The following is a 22,985-nucleotide window of genomic DNA, read 5'->3' as shown; positions in this document are numbered from 1 at the left end:
GCCGACCGGAGGGCTGAGCACGAACCTCGCCACTAGACTGAGCCGGTGACAGCTGAATCTCCCCGCCCTGTGCTGGTGGTCGACTTCGGTGCCCAGTACGCCCAGCTGATCGCCCGCCGCGTCCGCGAGGCCCGGGTGTTCTCCGAGGTCATCCCGCACACCACGACCGTCGAGGAGATCAAGGCCAGGGACCCGCAGGCGATCGTGCTGTCCGGTGGACCGGCCAGCGTGTACGCCGAGGGCGCACCGCAACTCGATCCCGCCGTGTTCGACCTCGAGGTGCCGGTGTTCGGCATCTGTTACGGCTTCCAGGCCATGGCCCAGGCGCTGGGCGGCACCGTCGCCCACACCGGTACCAGCGAGTACGGCCGCACTGAGATGGAAGTCGTTGGCGGGGAACTACATTCGGGCCTGCCCGGCAAGCAGCCGGTGTGGATGAGTCACGGCGACGCGGTGACCTCCGCACCTGAGGGCTTCGAGGTGGTCGCGGTCAGCGCCGGCGCGCCCGTCGCGGCCTTCGAGGACCGCGCCCGGCGACTGGCCGGTGTGCAGTACCACCCCGAGGTCATGCACAGCCCGCACGGCCAGCAGGTGCTCAGCCGGTTCCTGCACGACTTCGCCGGTATCGGCGCGGTGTGGACGCCGGCCAACATCGCCGAGACGCTCATCGAGCAGATCCGCGAGCAGATCGGTGACGGCAAAGCGATCTGCGGGTTGTCCGGCGGGGTGGACTCCGCGGTGGCCGCCGCGCTGGTGCAGCGGGCCATCGGCGACCGACTGACCTGTGTGTTCGTCGACCACGGCCTGCTGCGCGCCGGTGAACGCGCCCAGGTGCAGCGCGACTTCGTCGCCGCGACCGGCGCCAGGCTGGTCACGGTGGACGCCGAAGAGCGCTTCCTGGAAGCACTTTCGGGTGTGCACGACCCGGAGGGCAAACGCAAGATCATCGGCCGTGAGTTCATCCGCGCCTTCGAGGGTGCGGTGCGCGACCTGCTTGCCGAGGGCGACTCCGACGGCCACCCCGTTGACTTCCTGGTGCAGGGCACGCTGTACCCCGACGTCGTCGAGTCCGGCGGCGGCACCGGCACGGCGAACATCAAGAGCCACCACAACGTCGGCGGCCTGCCTGCCGACCTGAAGTTCAAACTCGTCGAGCCGTTGCGGCTGCTGTTCAAAGACGAGGTCCGCGCGGTCGGCCGAGAGCTCGGCCTACCGGAGGAAATCGTTGCCCGCCAACCCTTCCCGGGTCCCGGTCTCGGTATCCGGATCGTCGGTGAGGTGACGGCGGGACGTCTGGACACGCTGCGGCGCGCGGATTTGATCGCCCGCGAGGAGCTCACGTCGGCCGGGCTGGACGGCCAGATCTGGCAGTGCCCGGTGGTGTTGCTGGCCGACGTGCGTTCGGTCGGTGTCCAGGGTGACGGGCGCACCTACGGCCATCCGATCGTGCTGCGGCCGGTCTCCAGTGAGGATGCGATGACCGCGGACTGGACCCGGGTGCCCTATGAGGTGCTCGAGCGTATCTCCACCCGCATCACCAATGAGGTCCCCGAGGTGAACCGGGTGGTGCTCGACGTCACGAGCAAGCCGCCCGGCACCATCGAGTGGGAGTGATTTTCGGTTAAGTCCCTGAGGCAGCGGCGATTTCGGCGATCGCCGCATCCAGGGTCTTGTCGAACTCGGCGTCGCTCTGCTGGGCGGTCAGCCCCTCGGTGAGGGCGCGGGAGAAACTGGCGATCACACCGTGGTTGCGGGACAACCGCTCGCAGGCTTCAGCACGGGTGTAGCCGCCCGACAGTGCGAGCACCCGCATCACCTTCGGGTGATCGACCAGGTCGCGGTAGAGGTCGTCGGTGTCGGGCAAGGTCAGTTTCAGCATCACCTGTCGACCGTCGGCGAGCGCGCCGAGGTGGCGCAGGATCGCGGTCTTGAGCTGGTCCTCGGCGGCAGCCTTGCCGGGGGAGTGGATGTCGACCTCGGGTTCGATGATGGGCACCAGGCCGGCGGCCAGGATCTGGTCGGCCACCTCGAACTGCTGCTCGACCACCGCGTCGAGCCCACCGCCGGGAAGCTTGATGACCGACCGCATCTTGGTGCCGAAGATGCCCTTGCCCACCGCGCGCGCCAGCAGGTCGTCGAGGCCGCCGATCGGCTTCATCACCTGCGCGCCGTCCGCCTCGGCGGCCAGGCCCTTGTCGACCTTCAGGATCGGCACGACGTTCTTGACGTTCCACAGGTAGTCGGCGCTGGCGCGGCCCTCGATGTCGCGGTCCATGGTGTCTTCGAACAGGATCGCGGCCACGATGCGGTCACCGCCGAAGCTTGGGCTGGTGATGATCCGGGTGCGCATCTGGTGGACCAGATCGAACATCTGCTCGTCCCCGGAGTAGGCGTCTTCGGCGATGCCGTAGAGCTTCAGTGCCTTCGGGGTGCTGCCGCCGCTCTGGTCCAGTGCGGCGACGAAGCCGTTACCGTGGGCGATCTTGTCGGCCTGCTCGGTGTTCATCGTTTCATCGTGCCTGCGAACCTCGGGTCGGTGCGTCGAATCAGTCGATGTGGGGACTCCCGAGCGCTTGACGCTGTCGGTGGCCGGGTGTTTACTCACAGTATCGAACATATTTTCGAACATAGTGGTTCTCGATCGCAGCTGGAGGTGGGCGATGACGGCGGCGCTTGCCCGGGAAGAACACCGATTTAACCGTGCTGAGCAGCTACAACAGCTCCGCAAGCAGATGGCTGCGGTATCCGGCAAGGTAGGTGTCACCCGCCAGGTCGCCGAGCGTGCCGATGAGGTGCTCCCGACGTCGGAATGTTTGCTACCGATCCCTGAATCGCTGGCTGCACTGCTTCCCGGGGGGTTGCCGCGCGGTGCGGTGGCAGTGGTCTCGGGGGCTAGGTCGCTGCCGGTGAGCATGGCCGCTTCGGTGACCGCCGGCGGTGGCCATGTCGCCGTGGTCGGGGTGCCGGATTTCGGCTTGCTCGCCGCCGCGGAGATGGGTGCGGACCTGAGCCGGATCGCGGTGATCCCCGATCCGGGCACCGACCCTGTCGAGGTGGCCGCGGTGTTGATGGACGGCATGGACCTGGTGGTGCTCGGCCTGGCCGGTCGTACGGTCACCGCCACCCGGGCGCGGGCCGTGGTGGCGCGGGCCCGGCAGAAGGGCTGCACCCTGGTGGTCGTGCGGGGAGAGTGGCACGGCGCCTCGATCCGGCTCGACGCGCGGGTGCGTGGCTATGAGATGACCGCCGGGCGCAGTGGTGTCCCGGTGCCCGGCTGCGGGCGGATCAGCCGGGTGCGGTTGTCGGTCCGGGCCAGCGGGCGCTCCATCCGGTCGAGGACCGGCTGACGTGACCGCCCGGGTCCTGGCGATCTGGTGCATGGATTGGCCCGCGGTCGCTGCGGCGGTGGCGGCGGGGCTGGAGGCCACCGCGCCGGTAGCGGTCACCCTGGCCAACCGGGTGATCGCCTGCTCGTCGGCGGCCCGTGCGGCCGGGGTGCGCCGCGGACTGCGGCGGCGCGAGTCGCAGGCCCGCTGCCCGCAGTTGCATGTGGTCGCCGCCGACCCGGCGCGTGACGCGCGGTTCTTCGAAGGGGTGACGGCCGCGGTCGACGAGGTGGTGCCCCGCGCCGAGGTGCTGCGGCCCGGCCTGCTGGTGTTGGCTGTCCGCGGTGCGGCCCGGTATTTCGGCTCCGAGCAGGACGCCGCCGAACGGCTGGTCGACGCTGTCGCCGCCGCAGGTGTCGAATGCCAGGTGGGGATCGCCGACCAGTTGGCGACCGCGGTGTTCGCCGCCAAGGCCGGTCGGATGATCGAACCGGGCGGGGACGCGGAGTTCCTCTCGGCGCTGTCCATCCGGCAGCTCGCCGCCGAGCCGAGCCTGTCCGGCCCCGGCCGCGACGACCTGGCTGACCTGTTGTGGCGGATGGGTATTCGCAGTTTCGGCCAGTTCGCCGGATTGTCCCGCAGCGATGTGGCCTCCCGGTTCGGCGCCGACGCGGTGGCCGCGCACCGATTGGCGCGCGGGGAGCCGGTGCGCGGACCTTCGGGCCGGGAGGTGCCTGCCGAACTCGACGCCGTGCTCGACTGCGATCCGCCCATCGAGCGGGTCGACGCCGCCGCCTTCGCCGGCCGGACGCTGGCAGCGGCGCTGCACCGCAGCCTGGAGTCCGCCGGTGTCGGGTGCACCCGGCTGGCCATCCACGCCGTCACCGCCGACGGCGGTGAACTGACCCGGGTGTGGCGGTGTGCTGAACCGCTGACCGAGGACGCCACCGCCGACCGGGTGCGCTGGCAGCTCGACGGCTGGCTCAATCAACGCAAACCACAGGACCGACCGCGTGCGCCGGTGACGCTGTTGCGGCTGCAGCCGGTGGAAGTTGTTTCCGCAGAAGCACTTCAGCTGCCGCTGTGGGGTGGGGTGGGGGAGGAGGACCGGTTGCGGGCCCGCCGCGCACTGGTCCGGGTACAGGGGCTGCTGGGCCAGGAGGCGGTGCAGCTGCCGATGCTGTCCGGCGGCCGGGGCCCGGCCGAGCGGATCACCCTGACCCCGCTGGGTGACGAACAGGTGCCCAGGGCCGACCCGGACCGGCCGTGGCCGGGCCGGCTCCCGGAGCCGGCTCCTACGGTTCTGCTCGATGATCCGGTGGAACTTCTTGATGCGCAGGGCAATCCGGTCAAGGTGACCGCCCGGGGAATGTTCACCGCCGAGCCGACACATCTCGACGGCCAGTACCGCGGCGAGCTCAGGTGGTGGGCCGGCCCGTGGCCGGTGGACGAACGATGGTGGGACCAGGCCGGACAATCCCATACCGGACACACGGCACGAGCCCAGGTGCTGGTGGGTGGGCAGGCCGGGGAGGAGTCGGGAACCGCGCTGCTGCTGTGTTATCGGCAGCGCCGGTGGTACCTGGAAGGGGTTTACGAATGACCCAGCGCCCGGGCGAACGGCCCCACTCGTTCGATGAACCGGTCGAAGAAGGCCGCCGGGTCCACGCCGACACCGATGTGCGCGTTGGGTTCCCGTCCCCAGCGGCGGCTCCAGTCCGCGATCGTCATGGCCCGGGTCAGCGTCCCGGTCAGTTCTACATCGACGGTCGCCGCCCGGGTGGTGATGACGCCCGGGTCCAATGCGACGGCTGCTGCCAGCGGGTCGTGCAGGTGAGCCAGGAACCCTTCGCCCTGGTCGAAGTGGAACTCGAAGTAGAACCGCATCGCGTCCTCGAGCGCGCGGATCAGCGGATTGTCGGCCACCGACCGGGTTCCCCTGGCATCGAGCACACTCATCGCCACCGTCGCCGACTCCGCCGCAGCGGCCAGGCGGCTCAGGATCGCCGGCGTCAGCGCGATGTTCTCGGTCAAATTCAGCCCGCACACGATCGGAAGTTGATGCGGTTCAATCGCATTCGACTCCACAGCCCGCCCCCAGGCAGCGAACACCTCGGCGGCGGCCTCCGGGTCGACGCTGATGTTCCACTCGGCCACCGGGGTGGTGTTGCCGCGGTAGTCGAAGGACCCGCCCATGATCACCAGACGGCGCAGCAGCGACGGCAGCTGCGGGTCGGCCCGCACGGCCAGGGCGAGGTTGGTCAGCGGGCCGGTCACCAGACCGATCAGCTCTCCGGGGTAGGCGTGTGCGGCCCGCACCCACGCCTCGGCGGAGTCGTAGGACGTCAGTTCGCGGCGGTGAGCGGGGAGCTCGGCATAGCCGAGGCCTGCTGGACCGTGGGTGTCCTCGGCGGTGCGCATCGTGTCAGCCAGCGGCTGCTCGGCGCCCCGCGAGACCGGGATGTCGCCGGCCTCGCACAGTTCCAGCAGTCCGAGGTTGTTGCGGCACACCTGGTCGACGTCGACGTTGCCGCCCGTGGAGGCGATGCCCACCAGATCGGCGTCGGCACTGGCGAGTAGGTAGACCAGGGCCATCGCATCGTCGACGCCGGTGTCCACATCGGCGAAGACGGGCAGCCCTGCCACCTGGTCGTTCCCCGTCGTCACCGCGGTAACGATACCGGCCGGGTCGGCGCTACGCGCTCAGGCTGCTTCTCGGACGGCACCTCACCAGTGCACGCCCGGAACCAGCCGCACCGCCCGTTTCACCGGCCGTGGTGTGCGCAACCGCACGACCCGACGGCGCGGCCGGTCGCGGGCCGGTCGTGCCGGCGGTGGGGCGGGAGCTTCACCGCGGGCGGCAGGGGAGTCCGGATAGCCGAGGTAGAGCTGATGCAGGGCCCGCCGGGCCAGCTTGGGGGTGAAGTACTGGCCGACATCGGCCAGTGTGCCCAGCGGGGTGTCAATGCGGACCGGCTTGTCGACCAGGGCGCGCACCACCATCGCGGCGGCGTGCTCGGCGCTGATCGGCGGCACCGGATTGCGCCATCCCGACGGCGCGATCATCGGTGTCTTCACCAGCGGCATGTGGATCGTCGTGAATGTGATGTTGTCCGAAAGGGTTTCGGTGGCCACCACATCGGCGAACGCATCGAGTGCGGCCTTGCTCGGCAGGTAGGAGCTGTACTTCGGGTTGCGTGCCTGCACCCCGGCGCTGGACACGTTGACCACATGCCCGAAACGCCGCACGCGCCAGTGCGGCAGCAGTGCGAGCACCATCCGCACCGCGCCGAAGTAGTTGACCGCCATCACCCGCTCGTAGTCGTGCATGCGGTCGGTCGAGGCACTCACCGAACGGCGGATCGACCGGCCGGCGTTGTTGACCAGATAGTCGACGTGGCCGAAGCGGCCCAGGATCTCGGCGATCGTCGTGTCCACCGACTCGTCGTCGGTGACGTCGCAGCTGAAGCTGTACGCCTGACCGCCGTCCGCGCGGATCTCGGCCACCAGTTCGTCGAGCGCCGCCCCGTTGCGTGCCAGCGCGAACACCGTGGCGCCGCGCTGCGCCACCGCCAGTGCCGACGCGCGGCCGATGCCGCTGGATGCGCCGGTGATGATCACGTGCCTGCCCACCAGCGGTCCGGCCGGGTCGCCGGTGCGGGTCCGCTTCGGATCGAGGTGGGCCGCCCAGTAGCGCCACAGTGCCGGGCCGTACGAGCGGAACGCGGGCGGATGAATACCACTGGACGCCAATGCTTCCCGCGTCAGATCAGCGGTGAACGTCGTCGGCGTATCGGCGGAATCCAGCGCTCCCGTTGGGACGCCGAGCTGCGTTGCGGCCATGTCCCGCAACACTTTTGCCCGGCCGCGTGCATGTAGCACAGGCCCGCCGATAGCTGCCGGCAACGACCCGCGCACCGGCGGGAGGCCCGCCTCGCGCGCCACCGCGCGGTAGACCTGCCGTAATCCGACCGTATCGTCGGCGGTGAGGTGGAACGTCTGACCGTCGTAGCCGTCAGCGTGCATCAGTTCGACCAGGGCGTCGCAGACGAAGTCCACCGGCACTACGTTGGCGCGGCCGATGTCGGGCAGCAGGATCGGCGTGATCGCCGGCAGCGCGGACAGCCGGGCCAGTAGCGGAAACAAGTGCAGCGGCCCGACGATCCGGTCGGACTCTCCGCTGTGTGAGTCGCCGACGACGACGCCGGTCCGGTAGATCCGGAACCCGACCCCGGACATGCGGACCAGATGTTCGGCGGCGAACGCGGCGCGGTGCTGGGCGCCGGGCAACTGCTGGCCGACGTCGAAGTCGTCCTCGGTGAACTCGCCACGGTAATCACCGGCGACCGCGATCGACGACACGTGGTGCAGCCGGGCGCCGGTGGATCGAGCCAGCGCGACGGCCTCTTCGGTGGACCCGGGTGCGCAGTTGACGACGTGCTCGACCGGCCCGTCGTCGGCGTCGTCGAGGGCCGTCAGTCGGGCCGCGACCCGGCGGCCAAGAAACCCGGTACCGCCGGTAACGACATAGCGCATGGGGACATCGTGGTCGGCCCGCAGGCTGCGGTCAAGACGCGGCGGCGACCTCGTTGCGGAACCAGTCCGGCCACTGCCGCTTCTCGAACGTCGTCGCATCGACGCAGACGTGGATCATGGTCGCCTCGGCCACCCACGTCCTCGCCGCGCCGGATCACATAGGTGCTGCGCAGCGACGTCCGGCCCGGTGGGTCGAGGGCGACCTCGATGACCAGGTCGTCGTCGAACCCGGCCGGCCGCCGGAACTGCAGCTCAGCGGCGGCCACCACCACGTCGATCCCGCGTTCCACCAGAATCTGGATGCCGCCCACCAGCTCGCGCAGCGCCTCTGTGTGGGCCATGTCGACCCAGGTCAGGTAGTGGCCGTTGAACGCTCGGCCCTGCATATCGCATTCGACGTAGCGCACGCGCAACGGCATGCTGAAGTTGGCCACACCGGAGCTTAGAACTCAGTGATGCCGTCCCAGTCGACCAGCGTCCACCCGTCGACGGGGTTGCCGGTGATCACGACCCGGCCGGTGTTGGGCAGCGGGTGGTCGGTGGCCAGGCTGTCCTTGCCGTTACGCACGTTCAGCAGTGTCCACAGCATGATCGAGGCGGCGCTGGAGAACGCGACGGGTTTGGTGTCGCCGCTTTCGTAGATCCGCTGCACCGCGGAGCTGAACTTGCTGTTGAACTCGGTGCCGCTGACCGATCCCGGAATGCTGAAGTTGGTGAAGCCGCGCATCCAGTCCATCGGCGCCACCAGGTACGTCGCGGCGGCGCTGTCCATGCTGGCGCCGTTGAACCAGCCCGCCGAGATCTCGTTGAGGCCGGGCAGCACGTTCACCGGCTCGCCCAGTGCTTTCGACATCGGGGCCGCCGTCTGCTGCGTACGTACCATCTCCGAGGCGTAGATCCCGTCGTAGCCATTGCTTTTCAGCCGATTGGCCACCGAGTCGGCCTGCTGCTCGCCGGTCGCCGTCAGCGACGGCCCGGGCACCGATGTGTCGATGATCCCGTCCTTGTTGGCCTGAGACTCCCCGTGCCGGATGAAGGTCAGGGTGATCGACCGCGCCTTGGGTGCCGAAGAACCGCAGGAGGCGACGAGAGCGACCGCCATCAGTGCGGCCAGGACCGCGACGAGAGACCGAAGACGCGAACGATGCATGCCAATAGCGTGCCTTGTCCCCGGCTTCGGCGTGCGAGATTTTCGGGAGTGCGACTATTGAGTCGACTATCTAAAGACCCCAGGAGCGGCGCAATGGCACTTGATCCCACGGCAATCGGAGCCCGGACCGAACCACAGCTCTACGAGTGGACCGAACGCGACACGCTGCTCTACGCATTGGGCGTGGGCGCCGGCGTCGACGATCTGGCGTACACCACCGAGAACAGCCACGACATCGCCCAGCAGGTGCTGCCCACATTCGCGGTGATCTGCTGTACGGGCTTCGCCGCGGTCGGCAAAGTGGGGTCGTTCAACTTCGGCCTGCTGCTGCACGGCTCCCAGGAGATCCGGCTGCATAAGCCGCTGCCCGCTTCCGGGTCGCTGTCGGTGGTATCCGAGGTCGCCGACATCCAGGACAAGGGTGAGGGCAAGAACGGCATCGTGATGATGCGTGGGATCGGAACCGACCCGGCCACCGGTGAACTGGTCGCCGAGACGTTGTCGACGGCCGTCATCCGAGGCGCCGGAGGATTCGGCGGGCAGCCCGGTCAGCGGCCGGCCGCCCCGGAGTTCCCCGACCGCGAGCCGGATGCCCGTGTCGTCGCACCGACCCGGGCCGATCAGGCGTTGATCTACCGGCTCTCCGGTGACCGCAACCCGCTGCACAGCGATCCGTGGTTCGCCCGTGAGATGGCCGGCTTCCCGACGCCGATCCTGCACGGGTTGTGCACCTACGGTTTCGCCGGGCGCGCGCTGCTGGCCGAGCTGGCCGGCAACGACGCCTCGAAGCTGACGGCGGTCGCCGCGCGGTTCTCCGCTCCGGTGTTCCCCGGCGAGACGCTGACGACGTCGATCTGGCGAACCGAGGCGGGCAAGGCCATCTATCGCACCGAGGCGGCCGGACCCGACGGCGCGGGCGCCCGGGTGGTACTCGACGACGGCGTCGCCGAGTACACGAACTGACCGTCAGGCGGCATGGGTGATCGTCGGCGTTGAGTTGGGGGTTGCGGGCCGGGCCCCATGCACGCGGTTGACTCTGTCCTATGAGCACATTCCGTCGTCGATTCGGAGTTGCCGACGGCACCTCACTTTGCCTTCTAGACAGAATTCCTTACGTATCAGGCGCACTCGGTCAGCAGGTTGGTCACAGTTGGCTCATGGGTGGCTGATGGTCGCGAGTTGCCAACGTCGGGGCGGCTGGCCGTGGTGGCGATGGAACGCGGTGGTGAACGCGTAGACCGAGCTGTAGCCAATCTGGGCGGCGATCTGTCCAAGGGTTGCGTCGGAGGCGAGAAGCAGGTCGCGAGCTAGAGCCATGCGCCAGTCGGTGAGGTAGCGCATGGGTGATTGTCCGAGCACCTGCTGAAATGCGCGGGCGAAAGTAGCCCTGGACATGTGCGCGATCGCGGCGAGTTCGTCTACAGTCCACGGCTTTTCGGGCTGGCCGTGGATAGCGTGCAGGGCCGGTGCCAAGCGCGGATCTGAAGCTGCATGGAACCACGCTGGCGGATTTGAGCTGCGTGTCAGTCCAGAGCGAAGCCCGAACACGACGAGCACGTCGAGCAGCCTGTCGAGCACTGTTTGGCGGCCGGGCTGCGCGTGCAACATTTCTCGGGACAGCAGTGTAACGACGGCGTGAATCGGATCGTCAACGGTCGCCGGCAGCGGGAGCATCGGAGGAAGTGCGTCGACCAATCCTTGTCCAATGTCACCGGCGAAACGGTAAGCGCCGCACAGAAACACCGAGGCGCCGCCCTGTGAGTCGGCTTCCTCCGCATCGGGCAGCGACTGGAACTCTTCGTGCGTCACGCACGTCGCCCCGGGCTGGTCGCCGATGAAATGATCCGGGCCGCCGCGCACCAATGCCAGATCGCCGGGGCGCAGTTCAATTGGGTTGCCGATGCCGTCGAGCCACAGCCACGCGCTGCCCTGAACGACGGCGTGGACGGCCAGCTGGATCGTGCCGGGTAGCCGCAATCCCCACGGAGGTACCGCCGTAGAGCGCGCGAAGACGCCGCCAGAAGCGCGAGCACGCACCAGATGCTCCTGCAACAAATCCACACGTTGAGTGTTTGGCACAATTTATTGAGTGTCAAGATCATTGAAACGCTCATCTGGTGTACCGAGTATTGGGTTATGAACAACGTCAACAAACCCGTGCTGGTCCTCGGTGCTACCGGTAAGACCGGATCGCGGGTGGCTGCCAGACTGGCCCGCCAAGGGGTGACAGTTCGCACGGCGTCACGCTGCGGCCGTCAGGTCCGGTTCGACTGGGACGACCCCACGACCTATCGCCTGGCACTCGACGGCGCCGGAGCCGTCTACCTTGTCCCACCGGTGATGCGGATGGATTATCAGGGAATTGTCTCGGAATTCCTCGACCAGGCCGAGCACGCGGGGGTCAGGCACATCACTTATCTCAGCGCGTACGGCGTGCAAGACGCTGCACCCGAGCTTGCACTGCGCGCGGTCGAACTGGATTTGTTGGAACGATCGGCGCTGACTCATTCGATCATCCGGCCCGCGTGGTTCATGCAGAACTTCAGTGAGGGCTTCCTGGCGCCGGCCAACAACACGATCGTCGCACCCAACGGCGACGGCGCCGAAGCTTTCGTCGATGTCGACGACATCGCTGCCGTGGCCGCGGCCACATTGGCCGATCCCACCACACACGCAGGGGCGACGTATGCCCCGACCGGCCCTGAAGCGTTGACGATGACCCAGGCCGCCGAGATCATGTCCGTGGCCGCCGGTCGCGCGATCACCTACTCCGCCATCGATCAGAACGCCTGGATCGAGGCGATGCTCGCCGCCGGCGTGCCACACGACTACACGGTCATGCTGCGCTTGCTGACCTCCACCATCGCCAGCGGCAACGGGTCACAACCCAACGATGATGTCCGTACCGTGACCGGTCGACCACCGATCAGCTTCACCACCTTCGCCGCGCAAGCGGCGGATGCGTGGACGTGGATGCGTGGACACAGCATCGCCGCAACCGGACAAGGAAGGTAATGACAATGAGCACCATCGCGAACCTGGACGACTTCGCGGCGCTGGACCCGTTCTTCCGGATCATCGAACAAGGACTGCACGGCCTTGTCGATCCCGGGCACTTCTTCGACCTGATGGCCGAGAACGTCGTGACCGAATATGTGATCACCGTGCCCGGATACCCGCCACGGGTCGAGGGCCGACAAGCACTCGCCGAGCTCTACCGCCCCTACGGGACCGCCATACAACTGGAGCGCTGCTTCGACCTGGCCGCCTACCACGACCCCGCCAAGAACGTCGTGATCCTCGAATACGCCTCCGAAGGCCACACCGTCAACGGAAACCACCCCTACACCAACCGATTCATCTCCGTAATTACCCTGCGCGACCGCAAGATTGTGCACTGGCGCGACTACCTCAACCCTGTCGCGGTATTCAATGCACTCGGCTGGCCCACCCATTGAGCGACCTCCGGCCAGCGTCACACAACACCCGCGCCAGTATCAGGCCACGTCTGATGTTCCAAAGCTCGCGGCGTCCAGGTTGCCGGAGGTTCTCCAAGCCACCACGCCTGCGACCAAGGTCATGTTCAGCTGACGCTAGGTGACGGCGCCGCCGACGAGGTGGCCGATGCCGAACGTGATCGCCATGGCCAGTGCCCCGCCGATGACCACCCGCTGAATCGCGCGGGTGACGTTGGCCCCGCCCAGGCGGGCGCTGATCCAGCCGGTGAAGGCCAAGGCGACGAGCACGCCGACGAAGGTGATCGGGATACGCAACGCCGGCGGCGGCAGCAGGATCGCCAGCAGCGGCAGGATCGCACCGGCCGTGAACGCGACGGCCGAGGAGATCGCGGCCTGCCACGGATTGGTCAGTTCCTCTGGGTCGATACCGAGTTCGATGTCGATGTGCGCGGCGAACGCGTCGTGGTCGGTGAGTTCCTCGGCCACTGTGCGGGCCGTGGCGGGCGAGAGTCCCTTGGCCTCGTAAAGCGCAGCCAACTCCTCGAATTCGGCACTAGGCTGGGTGTCCAGTTCGCGGCGCTCCTTGTTCAGCAGGGCCTTCTCGGTGTCGCGCTGGGTGCTGACCGAGACGTACTCGCCGACGGCCATCGACAGTGCGCCTGCCGCCAGCGCGGCGATGCCCGCGGTGAAGATCGGGCCGCGCTCCACCGTGGCGGCGGCGACGCCGACGACGATGCCGGCGGTCGACACGATCCCGTCGTTGGCACCGAGCACCGCCGCTCGCAGCCAGTTCAGTTTGCTTCCGACACCGCTGTGGTGCGGCTCGGCGGCATGCAGCTGCGGATCGGGGGAATCAGGTGTCGCGGTCACAGGGAGAGCCTAGAGCCACCGGCAGGTGTCAGCCGAGTTCGACGACCACTTTTCCGGTGGAGCGGCGCTCGGCCAGGTCGGCAAGCGCGGACGCGACGTCCTCGAGTGGGTACACCGCACCGATCAGCGGATCGATTGCGCCACTGACCGCTAGGTCCTGCAGCTGCGTGACGGCGGCCTGCCGCACGTTCGGGTCGACCGCGAGCACACCGAACGAGCAGCCGCGCACGTCGACATTGCGCAGCAACAGCAGGTTCGCAGCGACGTTCGGTATCTCGCCTGCGGCGAACCCGACCACGACGATGCGGCCCTCCGGGGCGAGCGCGCGCAAGCTGTCCCGGAATCGCGTCTGGCCGCCGACAGGGTCGACGACCATCTGGACCGGACCCTCGAGCTGAGTCCGCCACTTCTCGCCGACGACCACCCCGTCAGCTCCCAAAGCTGTTGCCACCGAGGCTTTTTCCTCGGTCGATACGCATCCGATGACCCGTCCCCCCAGGGCTTTGGTGATCTGGACGACGGCGCTTCCGACACCGCCGGCGGCGCCGTGCACCAGCACCGTCTCGCCTGGCTGCAGCCCGCCGCGGCGCTGCACCGCAGCCAGCGCCGTGAGGTAGTTCAGCGGGAGCGCCGCACCCTGCCGGTAGGTCATCGGGTCGGGTAGCGCGAACGTCGTCTCCTCGACCGCGGCCACCCGTTCTGCGTGGGCGCCGAAGCTGAGGGTCATCACCCGGTCGCCCACCCGGAACTGGCTGCCCGGCGGCGCCTTGATCACATCTCCGGCGGCCTCCCAGCCGAGCGTGAATGGAAGGCGTTGTCGCACTTGGTATTCCCCACGAGTCATCAGCAGGTCGGGAAACGACACCCCGGCTGCACGAACCGCGACGACGAGTTCACCCTCGGGTTCGGGTGCGTCACTGAGCACGACCGCCGCCGGCCCGCTCTCCTCGATGACCTGCACTGCGCGCATCCCGGCTTCCTCTCAGTCTTAAAATGGAATGCAGCGCACAGTATCAGAATGAGATGCAGAAAGTCGATGCAGAGTCTCAAACTGATACGCTGACCGTCGTGCGCTATGAAGAGCTCGCCGACGTCGCCTGCTCGATCACCCGCCCGCTGGTGGTACTCGGCGACAGATGGACGTTCTTGCTGGTCAAGCAGGCATTTGCCGGCACCACGCGCTATGAGGACTTCCTGGAATCGCTCGGGATTCCGCGCGGCCGGCTCGCCGACCGGCTCGATCGTTTGGTCGACGAGGGCATCCTGCGGCGCGAGCCCTACAAGGCTGCCAACAGCCGAACCCGCGATGCCTACCGGCTGACCGACAAGGGCCTGGCGCTATACCCCGTGCTGATGGCACTACGCGACTGGGGCGATACCTACATGGCCCCCGACGGCCCGCCCGTCCACTATCGCCACCGCGGCTGCGGCGGCGAGGCTCACATTCGCCTCGAGTGCGACACCTGCCACGAGGAACTCACCGCGCGCGACGTCGCCCCCGAGGCGGGGCCGGGAATGACGGCGTTGGCTCAAACCTCGTCGCCGTAGGCCGCAGCGATGGTCGGCGAATCGGCCCAACCCGAGTAGGTCGGCCGCTGCGGCCATCCGTCGGGGGAGTCCTGCCATTCCTCCTGCCGCCCGTACGGCAGCACGTCGATCAGCGCGAAGGAGTGGCTCAGCTGCTCGGTGCCGCGGCCGTTGGTATGCCATGTGCGGTAGACGGTTTCGCCGTCGCGCAGGAAGACGTTGACCGCGAAACCTTCACCGGGGGCCGCGTCGACGTCGGCGCTGAACGAACTCTCCGACGAGGAGTACCAGTCCATCTTGTTGCCAACCCTCTTCTTGTAGGCCAGCGCCTCCTCGATGGGACCATTGGTGACGATGACGAAGCGGGCGTCGTAGTTGTCGAGGAATTCCAGCCGGGTGAACTGTGAGGTGAAGCCGGTACAGCCCGGGCACTGCCACTGGGCTCCGTCGGTCCACATGTGGTTGTAGACGATCAGCTGCGGCCGGCCGTCGAACACCTCGGCCAGGGAGACCGGCCCGTCCGCCCCGATCAGGACGTACTTCGGCATCTCGACCATCGGCAGCCTGCGGCGCTGGGCGGCGATGGCGTCGAGTTCACGGGTTGCGGCCTTCTCGCGGGCGCGCAGCTCGTCGAGTGCGGTGCGCCAGGCCTGCTGGTCGACGATCGGCGGTAGAGCGGTCTTGGGCGGTGCGGTATCGGTCACGGTGAATTCTCCTGTCCTGGGTTCTTTCGTCTATCGACTCCGCAGCGGGCCAGAACTCATCGCACCGCGAGCCCGGTCAGGGCCGCGGGCAGTGGCCGCTGATGCAGCACGCCCAACCGCTGGGTGGCCCGGGTGAGCGCCACATAGAGTTCGGCGGCACCGCGCGGCCCGTCGGCCAGGATGCGGTCCGGCTCGACCACCAGCACCGCGTCGAACTCCAGGCCCTTGGTCTCCGCCGGGGTGACCGCACCCGGAACACCCGGCGGCCCGATCACCACGCTGGTGCCCTCGCTGGCGCCTTCGGATGCGACGAATTCGTCGATGGCGGCCGCCATCGTCTCCGCGGTGACCTGGTGGGACCACGGCCGCACCCCGCACGCGCGCACCGATTCCGGCGGCCGGACATCGGGGGCGAAGTCGGCGAGCAGCGCCGCGGCGACCGCCATGATCTCGGCGGGGGTGCGGTAGTTCACCGACAGCGGCCGGTGGACCCACCGGCCGGGGACGTAGGGCTCGAGCATCTCCGCCCACGATGTCGCCCCGGCCATCGAACGGCGTTGCGCCAGATCGCCGACGACGGTGAAGGACCGGCTCGGGCAACGTCGCATCAGCACCCGCCAGTCCATCTCCGAGAGCTCCTGGGCCTCGTCGACCACCACATGCCGGTAGGTCCAATCCCGGTCGGCGGCGGCACGTTCGGCCAGATCGCGGTTGTCGCGTTCGAGGAAGCGCTCGGCGAGATCCTCGGCGTCGAGGAGGTCCTGGGCCAGGAGGTGGTCTTCGTCGTCCATCATGTCTTCGCGGTCGACCATGTTCTCCAAGACGCCTGCGGCATAAGCCGTTTCGGCTTGCCGTGCCCGCTCGGCGGCATCGTCGGCCGGCTTGTCGGGGCCCAGCAGGTCGGCCAGCTCGTCGAGCAGCGGAACGTCCGACACGGTCCACGCGGTGCCGTCCTCGCGGTGCAGCGACGGGTCGGCACCGGCGGAGCGAAGGCGCTCCGCCGAGGTGTAGAGGGTGCTCAGCACGTCCTGCGGGCTCAGGATCGGCCACAGTTCGTCGAGGGCCTTACAGAACTGTGCGTTGTCGTCGAGCTCGGAGAGCAGGTCCGCGCGCACCTTCTCCCAGGCGTCGGGATTGTCCCGGGTCAGCCAGCCCCGGCCGATGCGGGCGATCGCGCGTTCGGTCAACACATAGGTGACGATCTCCTGGAACACCGCGCGGGCCTGGTTGTGCGGTAGCCCGCTGGCGCGGGCCTCGTCGATGGCCCACTGGGCGGCGTCGGCGGCGATCTGCATCTCGACATCGGCCAGCGGGATCTGGATCGGCTCCTCGGGCAGCCGTTGCCGGTCGGCGATCGCCGCAGCCAACACATCCAGCATCGCGCGGGATCCCTTGATACGGGCGACATTCGGGGAGTCCTCGGCGGTGACGTGCAGGCCGGGGACCAGATCGCCGACCGTCATGAAGACCACCTCGGACTCGCCGAGGGAGGGCAGCACCCGGCTGATGTGGTTCATGAACGCCTGGTTGGGTCCGACGACCAGCACCCCGTGACGTTCGATCCGCGCCCGCTGGGTGTAGAGCAGATAGGCGACGCGGTGCAGGGCCACCACGGTCTTACCGGTGCCGGGGCCGCCCTCGATGACCAGCACGCCGGGATGGTCGAGCCGGATGATCTCGTCCTGCTCGGCCTGGATCGTCGCGACGATGTCGCGCATACCGTCGCCGCGGGGTGCGTTGACGGCGGCAAGCAGGGCGGCGTCACTGCTGAACGGGCTGTCGTCACCGGCGTCGGCGTCGGGGCGGCCGAACACCTCGTCGGTGAAGTCGAGCAGGCGGCGACCCCGCGAATGGAACTGCCTGCGCCGCCGCATCCCCTGTGTACTGGCGGCGGTGGCGACGTAGAACGCGCTGGCCACCGGTGCCCGCCAGTCGATCAGCAGCGGCTCATGGTCATGCTCGTCGGAGATCCCGATGCGGCCGATGTAGAGCCGTTCACCGGTAACCGTGTCCAGCCGTCCAAAGCACAAGCCGTGGTCAGCCACGTCCAACCGGGCGACGGATTGGGCCAGCGCACGCACCTCGGCGTCGCGGGCGACCAGCGTTCCGCCGTCCTGAACGTCGATCGGGCCGCCGTACGCGGCGCGGTACTGGGCCTTGACCCGTCTGCGCTTGCCGTCGAGCCTCTCGTAGAGACCGGCCAGGTAAACCCGCTCGGACTCCAGTTCACGATCGTGCCTTTCGGACGTCATACCCCTCGTTTCCATTGCTCCTATCCGTCATTGTCCGCTACCACCTGGTCTTAGAACATATGTTCGATTAGGCTGACCGGGGTGGGATGGCACAACGGCCCGCCGAGTTGGGGCGAGATGGAGCGGGTGCTCAACGGCAAGCCGCGCCGCACCGGTCAAGCCCTGGGGGAGCCGCACGCCGACGGCGGGGACAGCCCGGCCTGGTCCCGCAAGCGGCAACCCTACGAACCGGCCGGTGCGCAACCGCTGCGTTCCGGTGTTCCCTATGCCGAGTTGCACGCGCATTCGGCCTACAGCTTTCTCGACGGGGCCAGCACCCCGGAGGAGCTCGTCGAGGAGGCGGCGCGGCTCGACCTGCGGGCCGTGGCGCTCACCGACCACGACGGCCTCTACGGGGTGGTGCGCTTCGCCGAGGCCGCCAAGGAACTCGACATGCGCACCGTCTTCGGTGCCGAGCTGTCGCTCGGCAACACCCCGCGCACTGACGCCCCCGATCCGCCGGGCCCGCATCTGCTGGTGCTGGCCCGCGGGCCGGAAGGTTACCGCCGGCTGTCCCGTGCGATCGCCCGCGCGCACCTGGCCGGCGGGGAGAAGGGCAAACCGCTCTACGACTACGACGCGCTGGCCGAGGCGGCCGGCGGGCACTGGCACATCCTGACCGGATGCCGCAAAGGCCATGTCCGGCAAGCGCTCTCGGCTGGCGGTCCGGAGGCTGCCGCGCAGGCTCTTGCCGACCTGGTCGACCGGTTCGGGGCCGACCGGGTCAGTGTCGAGCTCACTCATCACGGTGACCCGCTCGACGACGAACGCAACGCGGCCCTGGCCGCTCTCGCGCCGAGATTCGGGCTGACGGTGGTCGCCACCACCGCCGCGCATGTGGCCGAGCCCGGGCGGGGCAGGCTGGCCATGGCGATGGGTGCGATCCGGGCCCGCCAGTCTCTGGACTCCGCGGCGGGTTGGTTGGCCCCGCTGGGCGGGTCGCACCTGCGCTCCGGTGACGAGATGGCCCGGCTGTTCTTCGAGTATCCCGAAGTGGTCACTGCCGCAGCCGATCTCGGTGAGCAATGTGCCTTCGGGCTCGCGCTGATCGCCCCCCAGCTGCCGCCTTTCGACGTCCCCGCGGGGCACACCGAGGACAGCTGGTTGCGCGAGCTGACCATGCTCGGGGCCGCCCGACGCTACGGCCCGCGGGACGGTGCGCCGAAGGCCTACGCCCAGATCGAGCGGGAGCTCGATGTCATCTCCCAGCTGAAGTTCCCGGGCTACTTCCTGGTGGTACACGACATCACCGAGTTCTGCCGTCGCAACGACATCCTGTGCCAGGGGCGCGGATCGGCGGCCAACTCGGCGGTCTGCTACGCACTGGGGGTCACTGCCGTCGACCCGGTGGCCAACGGTCTGCTCTTCGAGCGGTTCCTGTCCCCGGCTCGCGACGGGCCGCCCGACATCGACATCGACATCGAATCCGACCTGCGCGAAAAGGCCATCCAGTATGTCTACGACCGCTATGGCCGTGACTATGCCGCTCAGGTCGCCAACGTCATCACCTACCGCGGGCGCAGCGCGGTGCGCGACATGGCCCGTGCGCTGGGCTTCTCGCAGGGCCAGCAGGACGCCTGGAGCAAGCAGATCAGCCGCTGGGACGGGCTTGCCGACTCGCCCGATATCGAGGGCATCCCCGAGTCGGTGATCGAGCTGGCATGTGAGATCAAGAACCTGCCCCGGCACATGGGCATCCACTCCGGCGGCATGGTGATCTGTGACCGGCCGATCGCCGACGTGTGCCCGGTGGAATGGGCGCGGATGGCGAACCGCAGTGTGCTGCAATGGGACAAAGATGACTGTGCGGCAATCGGTTTGGTGAAATTCGACCTACTCGGCCTCGGCATGCTCTCGGCGCTGCACTACTGCATCGACCTGGTTGCCGAGCACAAGGGTATCGAGGTCGACCTGGCCCGGCTGGACCTGTCCGATAAGCGCGTCTACGAGATGCTGCAGAAGGCCGACTCGGTCGGGGTGTTCCAGGTGGAGTCCCGTGCGCAGATGGCCACCCTGCCGCGGTTGAAGCCGCGGCTGTTCTACGACCTGGTGGTGGAGGTGGCCCTGATCCGGCCCGGCCCCATTCAGGGCGGCTCGGTGCACCCCTACATCAAGCGGCGCAACGGCCTGGAACCGGTGATCTACGACCATCCTTCGATGGAACCGGCCCTGCGAAAGACGCTGGGGGTGCCGCTGTTCCAGGAACAGCTGATGCAACTGGCGGTGGACTGCGCGGGGTTCTCGGCGGCCGAGGCCGACCAGTTGCGCCGAGCCATGGGTTCCAAACGCTCCACCGAGAAGATGCGGCGCCTGCGTGACCGGTTCTACGCCGGGATGGCGCAGCGGCACGGCATCACCGGGGAAGTCGCCGACCGGATCTACGAAAAACTGGAGGCATTCGCCAATTTCGGCTTCCCCGAAAGCCATTCGCTGAGCTTCGCCTCGCTGGTGTATTACTCCTCGTGGTTCAAGCTCTACCACCCGGCGGCGTTCTGCGCGGCACTGCTGCGTGCCCAGCCGATGGGCTTCTACTCCCCGCAGTCGCTGGTCGCCGACGCCCGCCGCCACGGCGTCACCGTGCACGGACCTGACGTCAACGCCAGCCTTGCCCACGCCACGCTGGAGAACCACGGGCTCGAGGTGCGGCTGGGGCTGGGTGCGGTGCGCCACATCGGTGACGAGCTCGCCCAGCGCATCGTCGATGAGCGGGCGGCTAACGGAGCGTATGCCTCGCTGCTGAATCTAACTGAGCGCGTTGTACTTTCGGTACCGCAGACCGAGGCGCTGGCCACCGCCGGGGCGCTGGGCTGCTTCTCGATCACGCGTCGCGAGGGGTTGTGGGCGGCCGGGGCGGCGGCCACCCAGCGTCCCGATCGGCTGCCCGGGGTCGGCTCGTCGTCGCATGTGCCTGCGTTGCCGGGAATGACCGAGGTGGAACTGGCCGCCGCCGACGTGTGGGCCACCGGCATCTCTCCGGACAGCTACCCGACACAGTTCTTGCGCGAGGACCTCGATGCGATGGGCGTCGTTCCGGCCGATCAGCTTCTCGGCGTGCCTGACGGCAGCCGGGTCCTGATCGCCGGGGCGGTGACCCACCGCCAGCGCCCGGCCACCGCCCAGGGCGTGACGTTCATGAACATCGAGGACGAGACCGGCATGGTCAACGTGCTGTGCACCCCGGGGGTGTGGAGCCGGCACCGCAAGCTGGCGCAGACGGCCTCAGCCCTGCTGATCCGCGGTCAGGTGCAAAACGCCACCGGCGCGGTGACGGTGATCGCCGAACGGATGGGCCGCATCACCATGAAGGTGAGCTCGCGCTCGCGGGACTTCCGTTAATGGGCGTCGGGTGTGCGGTTTCATCCGCGACATGCCGCGGTTGGGGTATGGGAGCGCACACTCGACCGAGCGGGCGCGTTAACCCTCGGCCGTCGGCGTGGTCCACACCTTGTCGACGCTGATCCGAAGCCGCAGGTTGTAGCCGGCCATCGCCTCGGTCAGGCCGAACCGGTCGGCGGCCTCGCGGTACTTGGCCCAATACGGTTCGTCGTCGCGGGGGTCGGCATCCTCGGAGTCCACCACGGCGGCGCCGCCGATGACGATGATGCCCGACCCGTTTCCGTCGGAGTCCAGGTTCAGGCTCACCTGCGGGTGGGCCCGAACGTGGCGCACCTTGGCCGCAGTCGGGGTGGTGTAGACGACGACGTCGGTGCCGTCGAAGTAGAACCACACCAGTTTGGGCACCGGCTGGCCGGATTTCGCCACGGTGGTGAGCCAGCCGTAGTGATCGGCGACGAGTCGATCGGTTACTTCAGGAGTCAGGTCGGGGGCCATGAACCCGAATGTAGTCTCCAGACATGACACTCGATCTGACCGCTGATGAACTCCTGACCTCCACCCGATCGGTGCGCAAGCGGCTCGACTTCGACAAGCCGGTGCCGCGCGAGGTTCTGATCGAGTGTCTCGACCTGGCGTTGCAGGCGCCCACGGGATCCAACGCCCAGGGCTGGCAGTGGGTCTTCGTCGAGGACCCCGCCAAGAAGAAGGCCATCGCCGACATCTATCGCGCCACCGCCACTCCGTACCTGGACATGCCCAGCCCGGTCCGTGGCGACATCCGCGACGAGCAGCAGGGCGCGGTGCGCAGTTCAGCGTCGTACCTCAACGAGAACCTCGAGAAGGCGCCGGTGTTCCTCATTCCGTGCCTCGAAGGCCGTCCCGAGGGTGCCGATGCGGGAATGCAGGCCTCGTTCTGGGGTTCGCTGCTGCCCGCGGTCTGGAGCTTCATGCTGGCCCTGCGCTCACGTGGCCTCGGCACCGCGTGGACCACGCTGCACCTGATCGGGGAGGGTGAGAAGAAGACCGCCGAGCTGCTCGGGATCCCCTACGAGCAGTACACCCAGGGCGGGCTGTTCCCGATCGCCTACACCAAGGGCACCAGCTTCAAGCCGGCCAAGCGGCTGCCCGCCGAGCAGCTGACCCACTGGGACACCTGGTGATCTAGCCGCTAGACGCCACCGGCGAAGCCGTGCTGCCGCCACGCCTCATAGGCGGCGACGGCTGCCGCGTTGGACAGGTTCAGTGAGCGCCGCCCCGACAGCATCGGGATGCGCACCCGGGCGGTGATGTGCGGGTCGGCCAGCGTCGCCTCGTCCAGCCCGGTGGGTTCGGGCCCGAACAGCAGCACATCGCCGGGCAGGTAGTCGACGTCGGTGAACGGCTGCTCGGCGTGGGCGGTGAATGCGAACACCCGCGCGTCGCCGACCGCCGACCACGCCGCCTCCAACGACGGATGCACGGTCACCGACGCCAGGTCGTGGTAGTCCAGGCCGGCTCGGCGCAGCTTGGGTTCGGACAGGTCGAAGCCCAGCGGCTCGACCAGGTGCAGTTCGCATCCGGTCGCGGCCACCATCCGGATCGCGTTACCGGTATTCGGCGCGATGCGCGGTTGGTAAAACATCACCCGGAACATCCGATGATGATCTCAGTTGTGCCGCAGTGCAATTTGCTCGCCACCCCGAAAAGCCGCGCACTGCTCTCCGCGCAACCTCTCTGTTCAGTAACGACTATGGAGATGCCGGGCCAACGCTGTCATACTCGACGGATTGCCAGGCGTAATTCGCTGT

The 22,985-nt window shown here is 68.1% G+C and carries 21 protein-coding genes; 9 read left to right on the top strand and 12 right to left on the bottom strand.

What is annotated here, in order from left to right; all coding sequences use genetic code 11:
• Positions 1–45: 45 nt before the first annotated feature.
• Positions 46–1,614, top strand: a complete 1,569-nt coding sequence (gene guaA / locus HBE64_RS19105) for a glutamine-hydrolyzing GMP synthase (protein ID WP_167105680.1) — start codon at positions 46–48, stop codon at positions 1,612–1,614.
• A 7-nt stretch (positions 1,615–1,621) separates the two neighbouring features.
• On the opposite strand, the gene HBE64_RS19100 is transcribed toward guaA, so the two are convergent.
• A complete protein-coding gene (locus tag HBE64_RS19100; RefSeq protein WP_167105677.1) occupies positions 1,622–2,506 on the bottom strand; it encodes a fructose bisphosphate aldolase in 885 nt (294 codons plus the stop codon).
• Between the two features lie 154 nt (positions 2,507–2,660).
• On the opposite strand from HBE64_RS19100, the gene HBE64_RS19095 reads away from it, so the two are divergent.
• A complete protein-coding gene (locus HBE64_RS19095; RefSeq protein ID WP_167105674.1) occupies positions 2,661–3,347 on the top strand; it encodes a hypothetical protein in 687 nt (228 codons plus the stop codon).
• A gap of 31 nt (positions 3,348–3,378) precedes the next feature.
• Positions 3,379–4,929 carry a DNA polymerase Y family protein gene (locus HBE64_RS19090; RefSeq protein WP_167109430.1) on the top strand — a complete coding sequence of 517 codons (1,551 nt, stop codon included), beginning with the start codon at positions 3,379–3,381 and terminating at the stop codon, positions 4,927–4,929.
• Here the strand turns inward: HBE64_RS19090 and HBE64_RS19085 are convergent.
• The 4 genes from HBE64_RS19085 to HBE64_RS19070 all read right to left on the bottom strand — a co-directional run bounded on the left by HBE64_RS19085 (position 4,920) and on the right by HBE64_RS19070 (position 9,012).
• On the bottom strand, positions 4,920–5,921 hold the full coding sequence (locus HBE64_RS19085) for a nucleoside hydrolase (protein ID WP_243841689.1): 1,002 nt from the start codon (positions 5,919–5,921) through the stop codon (positions 4,920–4,922). The two genes, HBE64_RS19090 and HBE64_RS19085, sit on opposite strands and share 10 nt — an antisense overlap.
• A gap of 132 nt (positions 5,922–6,053) precedes the next feature.
• The gene (locus HBE64_RS19080) at positions 6,054–7,862 is read right to left on the bottom strand and encodes an SDR family oxidoreductase (protein ID WP_167105671.1); all 1,809 of its coding nucleotides are present in this window, start codon (positions 7,860–7,862) and stop codon (positions 6,054–6,056) included.
• Positions 7,802–8,296, bottom strand: a complete 495-nt coding sequence (locus tag HBE64_RS19075) for an acyl-CoA thioesterase (protein ID WP_167105668.1) — start codon at positions 8,294–8,296, stop codon at positions 7,802–7,804. The genes HBE64_RS19080 and HBE64_RS19075 overlap by 61 nt, the downstream gene beginning before the upstream one ends.
• Positions 8,297–8,304: 8 nt before the next feature.
• Positions 8,305–9,012, bottom strand: coding sequence for a histidine phosphatase family protein (locus HBE64_RS19070; protein WP_167105665.1), 708 nt, complete (start codon positions 9,010–9,012; stop codon positions 8,305–8,307).
• Positions 9,013–9,105: 93 nt separating this feature from the next.
• Between HBE64_RS19070 and HBE64_RS19065 the strand changes: the two genes are divergently transcribed.
• Positions 9,106–9,975, top strand: a complete 870-nt coding sequence (locus HBE64_RS19065) for a MaoC/PaaZ C-terminal domain-containing protein (RefSeq protein ID WP_167105662.1) — start codon at positions 9,106–9,108, stop codon at positions 9,973–9,975.
• Between the two features lie 192 nt (positions 9,976–10,167).
• On the opposite strand, the gene HBE64_RS19060 is transcribed toward HBE64_RS19065, so the two are convergent.
• The gene (locus HBE64_RS19060; protein WP_167105659.1) at positions 10,168–11,073 is read right to left on the bottom strand and encodes an AraC family transcriptional regulator; all 906 of its coding nucleotides are present in this window, start codon (positions 11,071–11,073) and stop codon (positions 10,168–10,170) included.
• Between HBE64_RS19060 and HBE64_RS19055 the strand changes: the two genes are divergently transcribed.
• The gene (locus HBE64_RS19055; RefSeq protein WP_243841381.1) at positions 11,053–12,027 is read left to right on the top strand and encodes an NmrA family NAD(P)-binding protein; all 975 of its coding nucleotides are present in this window, start codon (positions 11,053–11,055) and stop codon (positions 12,025–12,027) included. The genes HBE64_RS19060 and HBE64_RS19055 overlap by 21 nt on opposite strands.
• Before the next feature lie 5 nt (positions 12,028–12,032).
• Positions 12,033–12,470: a nuclear transport factor 2 family protein gene (locus HBE64_RS19050; RefSeq protein ID WP_167105656.1), complete on the top strand. Its 438-nt coding sequence runs from the start codon at positions 12,033–12,035 to the stop codon at positions 12,468–12,470.
• A gap of 135 nt (positions 12,471–12,605) precedes the next feature.
• Here HBE64_RS19050 and HBE64_RS19045 read toward each other — a convergent pair whose 3' ends face one another.
• Positions 12,606–13,340 (bottom strand): VIT family protein, encoded by a 735-nt coding sequence (locus HBE64_RS19045; protein WP_167105653.1) that lies wholly within the window; start codon positions 13,338–13,340, stop codon positions 12,606–12,608.
• 28 nt (positions 13,341–13,368) lie between these two features.
• Positions 13,369–14,310: an NADPH:quinone oxidoreductase family protein gene (locus tag HBE64_RS19040; RefSeq protein ID WP_167105650.1), complete on the bottom strand. Its 942-nt coding sequence runs from the start codon at positions 14,308–14,310 to the stop codon at positions 13,369–13,371.
• A 53-nt stretch (positions 14,311–14,363) separates the two neighbouring features.
• Between HBE64_RS19040 and HBE64_RS19035 the strand changes: the two genes are divergently transcribed.
• Positions 14,364–14,888: a helix-turn-helix domain-containing protein gene (locus HBE64_RS19035; protein ID WP_243841380.1), complete on the top strand. Its 525-nt coding sequence runs from the start codon at positions 14,364–14,366 to the stop codon at positions 14,886–14,888.
• On the opposite strand, the gene HBE64_RS19030 is transcribed toward HBE64_RS19035, so the two are convergent.
• Positions 14,870–15,571, bottom strand: a complete 702-nt coding sequence (locus HBE64_RS19030) for a DUF899 family protein (RefSeq protein ID WP_167105647.1) — start codon at positions 15,569–15,571, stop codon at positions 14,870–14,872. The genes HBE64_RS19035 and HBE64_RS19030 overlap by 19 nt on opposite strands.
• Before the next feature lie 56 nt (positions 15,572–15,627).
• The gene (helR, locus tag HBE64_RS19025) at positions 15,628–17,823 is read right to left on the bottom strand and encodes an RNA polymerase recycling motor ATPase HelR (RefSeq protein WP_167105644.1); all 2,196 of its coding nucleotides are present in this window, start codon (positions 17,821–17,823) and stop codon (positions 15,628–15,630) included.
• Between the two features lie 81 nt (positions 17,824–17,904).
• On the opposite strand from helR, the gene HBE64_RS19020 reads away from it, so the two are divergent.
• Positions 17,905–21,198, top strand: coding sequence for an error-prone DNA polymerase (locus tag HBE64_RS19020; protein WP_208300507.1), 3,294 nt, complete (start codon positions 17,905–17,907; stop codon positions 21,196–21,198).
• 78 nt (positions 21,199–21,276) lie between these two features.
• Here HBE64_RS19020 and HBE64_RS19015 read toward each other — a convergent pair whose 3' ends face one another.
• Positions 21,277–21,693: a TIGR03667 family PPOX class F420-dependent oxidoreductase gene (locus HBE64_RS19015; RefSeq protein WP_167105641.1), complete on the bottom strand. Its 417-nt coding sequence runs from the start codon at positions 21,691–21,693 to the stop codon at positions 21,277–21,279.
• A gap of 23 nt (positions 21,694–21,716) precedes the next feature.
• On the opposite strand from HBE64_RS19015, the gene HBE64_RS19010 reads away from it, so the two are divergent.
• Positions 21,717–22,358, top strand: a complete 642-nt coding sequence (locus tag HBE64_RS19010; RefSeq protein WP_167105638.1) for a nitroreductase family protein — start codon at positions 21,717–21,719, stop codon at positions 22,356–22,358.
• Positions 22,359–22,366: 8 nt separating this feature from the next.
• On the opposite strand, the gene HBE64_RS19005 is transcribed toward HBE64_RS19010, so the two are convergent.
• A complete protein-coding gene (locus HBE64_RS19005; protein WP_167105635.1) occupies positions 22,367–22,831 on the bottom strand; it encodes a tRNA (cytidine(34)-2'-O)-methyltransferase in 465 nt (154 codons plus the stop codon).
• Positions 22,832–22,985: the final 154 nt, after the last annotated feature.

Source organism: Mycobacterium sp. DL592, from assembly GCF_011694515.1.
In the GTDB taxonomy this organism is placed as follows: domain Bacteria; phylum Actinomycetota; class Actinomycetes; order Mycobacteriales; family Mycobacteriaceae; genus Mycobacterium.
The sequence above is the reverse complement of the archived record's forward strand: the minus strand, read 5'-3'. Positions and strand labels throughout refer to the sequence as shown.

Coding starts and splice junctions, on each gene's coding strand:
- HBE64_RS19100 (WP_167105677.1), bottom strand. CDS start 2,506: ATGAACACCGAGCAGGCCGACAAGATCGCCCACGGTAACGGCTTCGTC.
- HBE64_RS19095 (WP_167105674.1), top strand. CDS start 2,661: ATGACGGCGGCGCTTGCCCGGGAAGAACACCGATTTAACCGTGCTGAG.
- HBE64_RS19090 (WP_167109430.1), top strand. CDS start 3,379: ATGGATTGGCCCGCGGTCGCTGCGGCGGTGGCGGCGGGGCTGGAGGCC.
- HBE64_RS19085 (WP_243841689.1), bottom strand. CDS start 5,921: ATGGCCCTGGTCTACCTACTCGCCAGTGCCGACGCCGATCTGGTGGGC.
- HBE64_RS19080 (WP_167105671.1), bottom strand. CDS start 7,862: ATGCGCTATGTCGTTACCGGCGGTACCGGGTTTCTTGGCCGCCGGGTC.
- HBE64_RS19070 (WP_167105665.1), bottom strand. CDS start 9,012: ATGCATCGTTCGCGTCTTCGGTCTCTCGTCGCGGTCCTGGCCGCACTG.
- HBE64_RS19065 (WP_167105662.1), top strand. CDS start 9,106: ATGGCACTTGATCCCACGGCAATCGGAGCCCGGACCGAACCACAGCTC.
- HBE64_RS19055 (WP_243841381.1), top strand. CDS start 11,053: ATGCTCCTGCAACAAATCCACACGTTGAGTGTTTGGCACAATTTATTG.
- HBE64_RS19050 (WP_167105656.1), top strand. CDS start 12,033: ATGAGCACCATCGCGAACCTGGACGACTTCGCGGCGCTGGACCCGTTC.
- HBE64_RS19040 (WP_167105650.1), bottom strand. CDS start 14,310: ATGCGCGCAGTGCAGGTCATCGAGGAGAGCGGGCCGGCGGCGGTCGTG.
- HBE64_RS19035 (WP_243841380.1), top strand. CDS start 14,364: ATGCAGAAAGTCGATGCAGAGTCTCAAACTGATACGCTGACCGTCGTG.
- helR (WP_167105644.1), bottom strand. CDS start 17,823: ATGACGTCCGAAAGGCACGATCGTGAACTGGAGTCCGAGCGGGTTTAC.
- HBE64_RS19015 (WP_167105641.1), bottom strand. CDS start 21,693: ATGGCCCCCGACCTGACTCCTGAAGTAACCGATCGACTCGTCGCCGAT.
- HBE64_RS19010 (WP_167105638.1), top strand. CDS start 21,717: ATGACACTCGATCTGACCGCTGATGAACTCCTGACCTCCACCCGATCG.
- HBE64_RS19005 (WP_167105635.1), bottom strand. CDS start 22,831: ATGTTCCGGGTGATGTTTTACCAACCGCGCATCGCGCCGAATACCGGT.